Annotated in this window: 12 protein-coding genes; 7 read left to right on the forward strand and 5 right to left on the reverse strand. The window is 60.0% G+C overall.

All coding sequences use genetic code 11. The annotated features are described in order from the left end of the window. Nucleotide 1: 1 nt before the first annotated feature. Nucleotides 2-325: a quinohemoprotein amine dehydrogenase subunit gamma gene (gene qhpC, locus PMI29_RS05140; protein WP_007971075.1), complete on the forward strand. Its 324-nt coding sequence runs from the start codon at nt 2-4 to the stop codon at nt 323-325. Between the two features lie 38 nt (nt 326-363). Beyond that, nucleotides 364-1,482 carry a quinohemoprotein amine dehydrogenase subunit beta gene (peaD, locus tag PMI29_RS05135; RefSeq protein WP_033052664.1) on the forward strand — a complete coding sequence of 373 codons (1,119 nt, stop codon included), beginning with the start codon at nt 364-366 and terminating at the stop codon, nt 1,480-1,482. 139 nt (nt 1,483-1,621) lie between these two features. On the opposite strand, the gene PMI29_RS05130 is transcribed toward peaD, so the two are convergent. Next, nucleotides 1,622-2,023: a lysozyme inhibitor LprI family protein gene (locus tag PMI29_RS05130; RefSeq protein WP_008002525.1), complete on the reverse strand. Its 402-nt coding sequence runs from the start codon at nt 2,021-2,023 to the stop codon at nt 1,622-1,624. A 63-nt stretch (nt 2,024-2,086) separates the two neighbouring features. Next, entirely contained in the window at nt 2,087-2,485 is a 399-nt protein-coding gene (locus tag PMI29_RS05125; RefSeq protein WP_007981722.1) for a GFA family protein, read from the reverse strand. Nucleotides 2,486-2,684: 199 nt separating this feature from the next. On the opposite strand from PMI29_RS05125, the gene PMI29_RS05120 reads away from it, so the two are divergent. Then, nucleotides 2,685-3,173, forward strand: coding sequence for an SRPBCC family protein (locus tag PMI29_RS05120; RefSeq protein WP_008002526.1), 489 nt, complete (start codon nt 2,685-2,687; stop codon nt 3,171-3,173). A gap of 286 nt (nt 3,174-3,459) precedes the next feature. Here the strand turns inward: PMI29_RS05120 and inhA are convergent, their stop codons facing one another. After that, the gene (gene inhA / locus PMI29_RS05115; RefSeq protein WP_008002527.1) at nt 3,460-4,146 is read right to left on the reverse strand and encodes an isonitrile hydratase; all 687 of its coding nucleotides are present in this window, start codon (nt 4,144-4,146) and stop codon (nt 3,460-3,462) included. An 88-nt stretch (nt 4,147-4,234) separates the two neighbouring features. On the opposite strand from inhA, the gene PMI29_RS05110 reads away from it, so the two are divergent. Beyond that, the gene (locus PMI29_RS05110; RefSeq protein WP_008002528.1) at nt 4,235-5,218 is read left to right on the forward strand and encodes a GlxA family transcriptional regulator; all 984 of its coding nucleotides are present in this window, start codon (nt 4,235-4,237) and stop codon (nt 5,216-5,218) included. Nucleotides 5,219-5,258: 40 nt separating this feature from the next. On the opposite strand, the gene PMI29_RS05105 is transcribed toward PMI29_RS05110, so the two are convergent. After that, on the reverse strand, nt 5,259-7,082 hold the full coding sequence (locus tag PMI29_RS05105; RefSeq protein ID WP_008002529.1) for a glycoside hydrolase family 15 protein: 1,824 nt from the start codon (nt 7,080-7,082) through the stop codon (nt 5,259-5,261). Between the two features lie 270 nt (nt 7,083-7,352). On the opposite strand from PMI29_RS05105, the gene PMI29_RS05100 reads away from it, so the two are divergent. Next, nucleotides 7,353-8,525, forward strand: coding sequence for an MFS transporter (locus PMI29_RS05100; protein ID WP_008002530.1), 1,173 nt, complete (start codon nt 7,353-7,355; stop codon nt 8,523-8,525). A 138-nt stretch (nt 8,526-8,663) separates the two neighbouring features. Here PMI29_RS05100 and PMI29_RS05095 read toward each other — a convergent pair whose 3' ends face one another. Continuing rightward, nucleotides 8,664-9,011, reverse strand: coding sequence for a DUF6124 family protein (locus tag PMI29_RS05095; RefSeq protein WP_008002532.1), 348 nt, complete (start codon nt 9,009-9,011; stop codon nt 8,664-8,666). 507 nt (nt 9,012-9,518) lie between these two features. Between PMI29_RS05095 and PMI29_RS05090 the strand changes: the two genes are divergently transcribed. After that, nucleotides 9,519-9,932: a VOC family protein gene (locus PMI29_RS05090; RefSeq protein ID WP_008002535.1), complete on the forward strand. Its 414-nt coding sequence runs from the start codon at nt 9,519-9,521 to the stop codon at nt 9,930-9,932. A gap of 37 nt (nt 9,933-9,969) precedes the next feature. Continuing rightward, entirely contained in the window at nt 9,970-10,431 is a 462-nt protein-coding gene (locus tag PMI29_RS05085) for a GNAT family N-acetyltransferase (RefSeq protein ID WP_008002537.1), read from the forward strand. Nucleotides 10,432-10,519: the final 88 nt, after the last annotated feature.

The following is a 10,519-nucleotide window of genomic DNA, read 5'->3' on the forward strand; positions in this document are numbered from 1 at the left end:
TATGAAACATCTCAAGGCAATCAATAACAAAGCGTTGAAGCTGGATCAGGCCGCGGATGAAAACCGCATCGAAGAAGTGGTGGCCATGAGTTCCGTGGCGGGCTGTGCCTCGACCACCGACCCGGGCTGGGAAATCGATGCGTTTGGCGGTGTGTCGTCGCTGTGCCAGCCGATGGAGGCCGACCTCTACGGGTGCTCCGACCCTTGCTGGTGGCCGGCCCAGGTGCCCGACATGATGAGCACCTACCCGGACTGGAACAAGGATGCCCAGGCGTCCAACGAAAACTGGCGCAACCTCGGCACTGTCTTCCCCAAGGACAAGTGATGCCCTTGAAAGCAGCGTATAACAAGAAGGATTCCAGCATGCACAGCATCAAAGCCTGCGGCCTGGCCGCGTTTGCCGTCCTGAGCAGTTGTTCGGTCAGTGTCCTGGCCGATGAAAATACTGCGTTGCAAGACGGTCACGAATACATGTTGACCACCAATTACCCGAACAACCTGCACGTGATCGACCTGGCCACCGACACCTTGTACAAGACCTGCAAGATGCCCGACGCCTTCGGCCCCGGCACCGTGCAGCTGTCGCCGGACCGCAAGACCGCCTATGTGCTGAACAATCACTATGCGGATGTCTACGGCGTCGAACTGGACAACTGCAAGCAGGTGTTCCACGCCAGCATCACCCAGAAGCCGGGGGAGAAAGCGAAGTCGATGTTCGCCTTCACCCTCAGCCACGACGGCAAGGAATTGTTCACCATCGCCAACCCGACGCTGATGATGAACGATCGGTACGAAGTGCAGCAGCCTCGGCTGGACGTGTATGCCACCGACGCCGGGATGGACGCCAAGCCTGTGCGCAGTTTCCCGGCGCCACGGCAGCTGACCATCATGCAGAGCGGTGACGACGGCACGCTGTACGTGGCGGGGGCGGATGTCTACAAGGTCAATGTGAAGACCGGCAAGTTCGACGTACTGATCCCCAGCCGTCACTGGAAACGCCCGAACTACAGCGCACCGGACGTGCTCTACGTGTGGAACCAGCAGACGTATCGGCATGACTTCTCGCTGCTCTACACCGCGGCGAAGTTCAAGGACAAGAAACAGGACCCGGCCACGGCCGAATACCTGTACGGCCTGTTCAGCGTCGACCTGAAGACCGGCAAGACCGAAACCACCGATTTCGGCCCCCTGACCGAAATCTACTTCAGCGGCATGCGCTCGCCCAAGGATCCGAACCTGATGTTTGGCGTGCTCAACCGCCTGGCCAAGTACGACATCAAGCAGAAGAAAATGCTTCAGTCCGCCACGCTCGATCACTCGTACTACTGCATTTCCTTCAACAAGGACGGCAGCAAGATCTACCTGGCGGGGACCTTCAACGACGTGGCGATCTTCGATGCCGACAGCCTGAAACAGACCGGCAGCATCAAGTTACCGGGCGGGGACATGGCGATTACCACGGCGCAGATTTTTGTCCGGTAATTGCGGCGACTGAACTGACGCCTTCGCGGGCAAGCCCGCTCCCACAGGGTTCAGCGGTGTTCACACAATAGTGACCACATCACAAATCCACTGTGGGAGCGGGCTTGCTCGCGAAGAGGCCCTCAAAAACACCGAAGATTTAAACCCCCGGCACCGGGCAACTCATATCCCCCTCCTGGCACTTCAGGTAGTTCTTGAACATCCGGGTTCGTGCCTTGGTCAGTTCCGTGGTGCAATTGCTGTAGATCAGCGGATACACACTCCCACCTTCCACCCCGGACGCCGAGAACTTGCACTCGGCATCGCGGAACGCAACCCACGCCCGCTGCGCACTCACCAACTGCTTCTTGCTGTCCGGATTGCTCTTGAGTCGCGAAGTGATCTGCTGGTACAGCGCATTCAACTCCTTGTCGGCGGCTGTATTCTGCTGTGCTGCGCACTGGTTCATCGTCGCCTGGTCGCTGGCGTTGTTGCAGTCCACGGCGAAAGCCATGGAGGTGAACAACAGGGGCGGCAGCGCCAATAGTAAGCGTGGGTTCATGCTGGAGTGCTCGCAGTGACCGAATGTAGAGATGCAGTGTAGCGTCGAGATGAACTCCGCCCACTACGCTTGCCATTGCGAGTGTTTTTCCACCGATTCGTATTCAAGCCATGGCACATCATGAGACGTCCAGATATGCGCTTGGGGCGTCATTTGCGGATCGCTATCCAGTGTCGCCACACGAACAATAACGTGAGGCTGGGCCAGCCGTTCGGCCATCAAATGTGCACCGCAGACCGAACAGAAATGCCGAAACTTGCCCGGCGACGATTCGTAGCGGCTCAGTCGATCCTGGCCTTTGGTCCAGCGAAAGTGCTCGCGCATGACCCCGGCGGTCGATGCAAAAGCTGCCGCGTGAGCCTTGCGACAGGTTTGGCAGTGACAGTGACTGATGGGCATGTCGAGGCAATCGAGTTCGTACTCGACGGCTTTGCACAGGCAGCTGCCGCGCAGGTTTTTCATGGATGACTCCTTTCGGGGGCGGTTTCAATAGGGGAACGTTAGCAGTTTCGATTCTCCGACTATTCTCTTGCCCCAGAACTTATCGGTGTAAATGCAACCGAATATCTCAGGTATGGTTGATTGCGCATCCCGATTGGTACAACTTTAGGGTTGGTCTTGTGATCTTACTGACCTACTGTTCAAGTACAGGAGGTGACTTATGAACCAAGCATCTGATCGCATCGAAAGGAAAATCCTGCTCAAGGCCAAGCGTTCACAGGTCTGGCGAGTGATAGCCCATGCCGAAGAGTTCGGGAAGTGGTTTGGCGTGGCGCTGGAGGGCAAGCGTTTTGTTGCAGGCGAGTGGACCCAGGGCCGGGTCACGTACCCCGGATATGAACACGTATTGTGGAACGTGTTGGTCGAGCGGGTCGAGCCTGAGCGGTTGTTTTCGTTTCGCTGGCATCCGTACGCGGTGCGTCCGGAGATCGACTATTCCCAGGAGCCAACCACCCTGGTCAAGTTCGAACTGGAAGATCATGACGCAGGCACCTTGCTCAGAGTCTCCGAGTCCGGTTTCGATCACATCCCCGATGTGCGCCGGGAAAAGGCTTTCCGAATGGATAGTCGTGGGTGGGAAGAGCAAATGAACAATATCGAGCAGTTTTTGATCGAAAATGCCAAGTCCCACGAGCAACAGAGTGGCTGAAGTCGGCTCGAAGCCTGAGGTGTCTAAGGGTTTTCGGAAGGTGGTTTATAGCGAATGTCTTACACGCGATGGTAGCGATATCGCCTGTTACAAATTGGATCCGATGAGTAATCTGGCCTCACCCACTGAAGCACAGGATGTGCTCAGGATCATGGATGATCGACCATATGCAAGGAACGCTACGACAAGGAGTCGTCATGGTCTTGGAAAAACCCGCTTCGGCGGGTTTTTTTGTGGGCGCACGAAAGGTCGTGGCGGCAGGAACCGGGTTCCCGCCACCATTTTTTCACTGTTGATCGAGTTTCGCCGCCGCGCGCTCGGTGATTTGTGCCCGCAGTTTCAACGAGCCGGCAGCCCGCTGGCGAGCTTCTTCCAGCACACTGGCCGGGGCCGTCTCGGGGCTGCCCGCGGTAAACGGCGGGGCCGGGGCGTATTCCAGCTGCAACTGCACCAGCTCGGCGGTGGCCTGGTCGAACAGCTCGGCGGCCAGGGTCAGGGCGAAGTCGATACCCGCGGTGATCCCGCCTCCGGTCAGCAGATTGCCGTCGCGAACCACCCGATCCTGTACCGGTGTCGCCCCCAAAGGCGCCAGCAACTGGTGATATGCCCAGTGGGTGGTGGCGCGTTTGCCCTTGAGCAATCCCGCCGCGCCAAGCACCAGCGCGCCGGTGCATACCGAAGTGATGTAGCGGGCGTTGGCGGCCTGGGCCCTGAGGAAATCCAGGGTTTCGTCGTCTTCCATCAACGGCCCGACGCCGCTGCCACCGGGCACGCAGATCACGTCCAGCGCCGGGCAATCGTCGAAGGTGGTGGTCGGTTTCAACATCAGGCCGGTGCTGGCGGTGACCGGCATCAGGTCTTTCCAGACCAGATGTACTTTCACATCCGGCAGAGAGGCCAGCACGTCATAAGGGCCGGTCAGATCCAGTTGCTGAACCTGTGGAAACAACAGAAAACCGATCTGCAACGTCATGGTGTTTTTCTCGTGAAGTGAGTGGACGGTTTAACTGTAGGCCCGTAGGCTTTGGCGCATACGCCAATATCCCAACGAATTACGCCAAATGCATAAAATCATCCACGTACTCGCTTTCGCCAACGTGCAATTGCTCGACGTCACCGGGCCGTTGCAGGTATTCGCTTCGGCCAACGACATTGCCCGTCAGCAAGGCCAGCCGCCACCCTACGCACCGACGGTGATTGCCAGCGGCGGCGGGGCGGTGATGTCGTCGGCGGGATTGGCGCTGTTGGCCGAACCGTTACCGGACGAGGGCACTGATACCTTGATCATTGCCGGTGGCTGGGGCGTATACGCGGCGGCGCAGGACGCGCCGTTGGTCGCCTGGGTGCGCGAACATGCCCGTGGCTGCCGACGGGTTTCCTCAGTGTGCACCGGTGCGTTTCTGCTGGCGGCCAGCGGCTGGCTCGATGGCCGGCGCGTGGTCACCCACTGGACTCGCTGCGAGCAATTGGCGCAGCAACACCCGCAACTGCACGTCGAGCCCAACCCGATCTTCATCAACGATGGTCCGGTCTGGACCTCGGCCGGGGTGACCGCCGGCATCGACCTGGCGCTGGCCATGGTCGAACAAGACCTCGGGCGCAACATGGCCCTGGAAGTCGCCCGGCAACTGGTGGTGTTTCTCAAGCGTCCGGGTGGCCAGTCGCAATTCAGCGTGACCCTGTCCCTGCAAAAAGAAGGCAATCGATTCGACGAACTTCACGCCTGGATCAGCGAAAACCTGACCCAGGACCTTGGCATCCCGACCCTGGCCTTGCAGGCCGGTATGAGCGAACGCAGTTTCGTGCGCCACTACCGCGCCGACACCGGCCAGACGCCGGCCCGGGCCATCGAACTGATCCGCGTCGAAACCGCGCGGCGTTTGCTCAGCGACACTGGCTTGCCGATCAAGCGGGTGGCAGTGCAATGCGGCTTCGGCAGCGAAGAAACCCTGCGCCGCAGTTTCCTGCGGGCCATGGGCGTGACTCCGCAGGCTTATCGGGAGCGGTTTTCGGTTGGTGAAGGAGCAGATCCAGTGGTGCCTTGAGTCACCTTCTGCCTGAGTTCGAACATTGTTTGATCCGTACTTATGGCTGCCAAACAACCTTCTCCCCACTCAACCTCCGATCCAGAAAACAAGCCGCACTGATCAGCGCCAGATGCGTCAATGCCTGCGGCGTGTTGCCCATGTGCCGCCCATGGCTGTCGAACTCTTCGGCATACAGCCCCAGCGGGTTGGCGTACCTGAGCAGCTGTTCGAATTCCAGATGGGCCTTGTCGAGCCGGCCGGCGCGGGCCAGGCATTCGACGTACCAGAACGAGCAGGCGGCGAAGGCGCCTTCGCTGCCGGGCAGGCCGTCGATCTGGCTGTCGTCATTGCGGTAGCGGTAGATCATGCCATCGCGCACCAGGCTCTTTTCGATGGATTCCAGGGTCGCAAGCCAGCGCGGGTCGCGGGCGCTGACGAAACGCACCAGCGGCATCAGCAGCATCGAACCGTCCAGGCCGGTGCCGCCGATGTGCTGGACGAAATGCCCGCGTTCTTCGCACCAGAAGTTCTCCCAGATGTCGGCGTAGATCGCCTGGCGAGTCTGGTCCCAGCGTGCGAAGGGTGCCGGCAGCGAGCGTTTTGAAGCGAGGCGGATGGCGCGGTCCAGGGCGACCCAGCACATCAGCCGTGAATGCAGGAAATGGTATTGCGCGCCGCGCATCTCCCAGATGCCGACATCCTTTTGCTCCCAGGTTTGGCAAACCTGATCGATGACTTCCACCGTGTGTTTCCAGCCTTCATGGGAGATGGCTTCACCGTATTTGTTGACCAGGTAAATCGCGTCCATCAGCTCGCCAAAGATATCGAGCTGAACCTGTTCGTAGGCCTGATTGCCGATGCGCACCGGTTGTGCGCCACCATGACCGGACAGGTGCGCCAGCTCGATCTCCGGCAGCTCCTGGCGACCGTCGATGGCGTAGAGAATGTTGAGCTTCATCGGCTTGCCCCGACAGTCGCTGACCCGCCCGCGCAACCAGCGCATGTAGGCGTTGGCCTCTGCAACGAAGCCCAGGCGCATGAACGCGTAGACGGTGAACGAGGCGTCGCGGATCCAGGTGAAGCGGTAGTCCCAGTTGCGTTCGCCACCAGGACTTTCCGGCAGGCCAAAGGTGGCGGCAGCGAGAATCGCGCCGTATTTGCGCGAGGTCAGCAGCTTCATCGCCAGGGCCGAGCGGTTGACCATTTCGCGCCAGCGTCCACGGTAGTTGGACTGGCCAATCCAGTCGCGCCAGAACTTCAGGGTGCGCTGCAGGCACAGTTCGGCAGCGCCTTTCATGAAGCGCGGATCGTCGAAGGCGCCGAGCAGGAATTGACCGGTCTGGTCTTGTTCGAGGGTGAACTCGGCGACCGCCACGTTGGCGTCGATGCGCAATGCCTGATCCGAAGAGAGCCGCAGAGTCGGTTGGCCGGCAGCCTCAAAAATCACATCCTGTTTGTTCTGGCGTGCGCGAGTGTGGGCGCGGGCGTAGTCATGGCGCACGGCGCAGCGCATGTGGAAGGTGGCGCGGCCGCTGACCACGCGGATCCGTCGCATCAGCAGTGGCAGGTCGTCTTCGGTGTCGCCGACGGGCAGCAGGTCGGTGACCTCGACCACCGCCCGGTCACTGAGCCAGCGGGTTTGCAGCACGTTGGTGTCGGGGAGGTAAATCTGTTCGCGGCGGGCATCGGGTAAATCCGGGGAGAGTTGGAAAATCCCGGCCTCGGGGCTGTCCAGCAGCGAGCAGAAGATCGACGGACTGTCGAACTCCGGCCAGCAGAAAAAGTCCACGCTGCCCTTGTCATTGACCAGCGCCGCGCTGCGCATGTCGCCGATGATGCCGTGGGCGTCGATGGGGCTTTGACGTTCGGGGTGATCAGCCATTGTCGCGAAACTCCGGGAATCTGGGGCCTAAGCAGGTGACTGGTTTGGGTGGTCGAGAGTTCATTTGGCGGGGTGGTTGTGGTGGTTTTGCTGGCCTCTTCGTCGGAACGCCGCCCGGAGCAAGCCCGCTCCCACATTTGAGCGGTGTACGCCGGCCATTGTGGGAGCGAGCCTGCTCGCGAAGGGGCCTTCACATTCAACCAACAATTCCACACTTCCCCCGCAATCAGCCGTTATGGCAACGTGCAGTCCCCTGATGAGACCAGCCCCATGGCAAACCCCTATCGCGAGTTGTTCAAAGCCCCCGGCAGTGGCGCATTCGTGCTGGCCGGGATGATCGCGCGCATGCCGATTTCCATGACCGGCATCGGTCTGATCACCATGCTCTCGCAGTTACAGGGTGGCTATGGAATGGCTGGCGCGGTGGCGGCGACGTTCGCCCTGGCCACGGCGTTTTGTGCGCCACAGGTATCGCGGCTGGTGGATCGATATGGCCAGGGGCGGATTCTGCCGGTTACGGCATTGCTTGGTGGTGGGGCACTGTTACTGCTGTTGCTGTGCACGCGGTTGCAAGCACCGCATTGGACGCTGTTTGTCTTCGCCGCGCTGGCCGGTTGCATGCCGAGCATGTCGGCGATGGTCCGGGCCCGCTGGACTGAGGTGTATCGCGGCCGCCCCGAGTTGCAGACTGCCTACGCCCTGGAGTCGGTGCTGGACGAAGTCTGCTTCATCGTCGGGCCGCCACTGTCGGTGGGGTTGTGCGTAGTGGCATTTCCCGAGGCCGGGCCGTTGGCGGCGTTGCTGGCGCTGGCCATCGGCGTCACCGCGTTCGTATTGCAGCGCAGCACGGAGCCTCCGGTACATCCCCACGAAGACCACCATCAAGGCTCGATCATACGCTCTCGTGACATTCAGTTGCTGATGCTGTTGATGGTGGCCATGGGCACCATCGTCGGTGTGGTGGATGTGGTCAGCGTCGCCTTCGCCCAGCAGCAGGGCCAACCTGCAGCGGCCAGTATCGTGCTGTCGGTGTATGCCATCGGCTCGTGCCTGGCCGGATTGGCGTTCGGCGCACTGCGCTCGAAAGTGCCGCTGGCACGCCTGTATTTGTATGGTGGGGTAGCAACGGCGGTGACTACCTTGCCGTTGCTGCTGGCGGTGAATATTTTCGGCTTGTCGCTGGCGGTGTTTGTCGCCGGCCTGTTTTTTGCCCCGACGCTGATCGTCGCCATGGCCCTGGTGGAGCAGATCGTGCCGCCGGCCAAACTCACCGAAGGCCTGACCTGGCTGGTGACCGGGTTGAGTATCGGCGTGGCGATTGGCGCCGCCGGCTCCGGTTGGCTGGTGGATGCCTTCGGTGCACGCAGCGGGTTCTGGCTGGCAATTGCGGCGGGGGTGGTGGTGCTCGGTTCCGCGATCCCGAGTTATCGCCATCTGAAATGAAGATCTGACTGCGGGGCATTTCCCTGTGGGAGCGAGCTTGCTCGCGATGGCGTCGTGTCAGCCGGTAAAAATGGTGCTTGACACACCGCCATCGCGAGCAAGCTCGCTCCTACAGGTTGTTTACGCTGACTCGGATAACTAGGGCGGATCAAGCCGATCCAGCGCCCGATTCACTGCCAGCTCCCCCAGCATGATCACCTGCGCAATCCCCAACAGCGCATTGCGACTTGTCCCCTGCAAATGATCCACCAGGTCGTTGGCCATGACATTGGCCGACGCCAGCGATTCGCAGGCGTGCACCAGCAACGTTTCGGTACTGAGTTCGGGATTGACGATGAACAGGGTGCTGGGTGTGCGCGGGGTGGCCATGATGTTGGGGCCTGGATTGAGCGTGCGTTCGGCGGCTTCGTGGAATTGTTTGGAGTCGGGGCTTTCGTACGGCGAGGCCGGATCGGATTCCGGCGGATTCGGAGTTACCTTGAACATAATTTGGGTCCTGTAAGTGAGCTACCACCGCCTCTCTACTAATAAGAAGGGTGGTAGCTGTGCGCAGGTTAGTAGACCGGGGACCCAAGGAACCGGCGCGCCCGAGGGCGCCCTGCACACAGCCACCATAAAGTGCAGGTATGAAATACCTGACTGTTTGATGAGCTATGCACCTTGGATAACCACGGGCTACTAAACCCGATCACTGACAATCAGTGACCCGAACCAAGTTACCGACGACCCCCAAGGCGCACAAGCCGGCGGATTCTGGCGTACCTGTAGGCAACGGCGCAAGGCGTTGTGGCTTTCACGAAGTAACCTACAGAGCGTTTAAACAAGCGTGGCTGAGTGGTGTTTGTCAGCGACAATCTGACTCCTGCCCTCGTTGTGTTTCGAAAAAAAATACACAGGAAACATCTGATGGGTTTTTCGGTTTTGTGTCCCTCGACATATCACGCAAAGCTGCTAGATTCACCACCCGATTGGCACGACAAGGAATGTTCGTTCATGAAATTTGGCTACCTGATCATCTACGTCAAGGATGTAGAGGCCTCTCTCAAGTTCTTCTCGGCGGCCTTCGGCCTCAGTGTTCGCTTCATCCATGAGTCCGGCACCTATGGCGAACTCGAAACCGGCGAAACCGCACTGGCATTCGCCGCCGATGAACTGGCCGCGTCGAACTTCAGCACCGGCCATGTCTCCGCGCACTCATCTCCCAAACCGTTAGGCATCGAAGTCGGGCTGGTGACCGTGGATGTCCCCGCGGCCCATGCCAAAGCGATTCAAGCAGGCGCTAGCGAAATCGCTGCCCCGACTACCAAGCCCTGGGGGCAAACCGTGTCTTACGTTCGGTGCCCGGATGGAACGCTGGTTGAGCTGTGCACACCCGTAAACGCTCCAGAGAGCGAGTCTCAGACTTGAAGTGACCCGTGCAGACAAGCCAGGCAGCAACCAGAACATGGTCACGTCAATGGATGAATTGGTGATATGTAAAATCTCCGGGCTCGCGCCGCAAATCCGCGAACTGGAGGCTGAGGCCGTTGCAGAAGGCTTCAGGTTCCTCACCCGGTTGATTGCGGAATGGGAAAGCGGGGCCAATCGGTTCGATCAGCAGGGTGAGTGCCTTTTGGGGGTGTTTCGCAACGGGCGGCTGATTGCCCTCGGAGGTCTTTCATCCGACCCGTTTGCCGAACCGGATGCAGGGCGATTACGGCGGGTCTACGTCGCACGTGCATCAAGGGGCCAGAACGTGGGTAAAGCGTTGGTGCAGCAACTGCTGGAATTGGCGTCCGGGCATTTCCGCGTTGTGCGACTGTCCACGGACACACCCGAAGGCGCTGCCTTTTACCTTCGCTGCGGGTTCCGGCCGATACAGGATGATTTTGCGACGCACATGAAGTCACTGGTGGATGTCCCATAGACAATGGGACATCGCTCTTGAAGTGCCTAACCGACTTTTTCGCCCAGTATCGGCTGTGTATGATCACTACGGCCCGATGCCGCCCGCC

It is taken from the genome of Pseudomonas sp. GM49 (genome assembly GCF_000282355.1).
In the GTDB taxonomy this organism is placed as follows: Bacteria; Pseudomonadota; Gammaproteobacteria; order Pseudomonadales; family Pseudomonadaceae; genus Aquipseudomonas.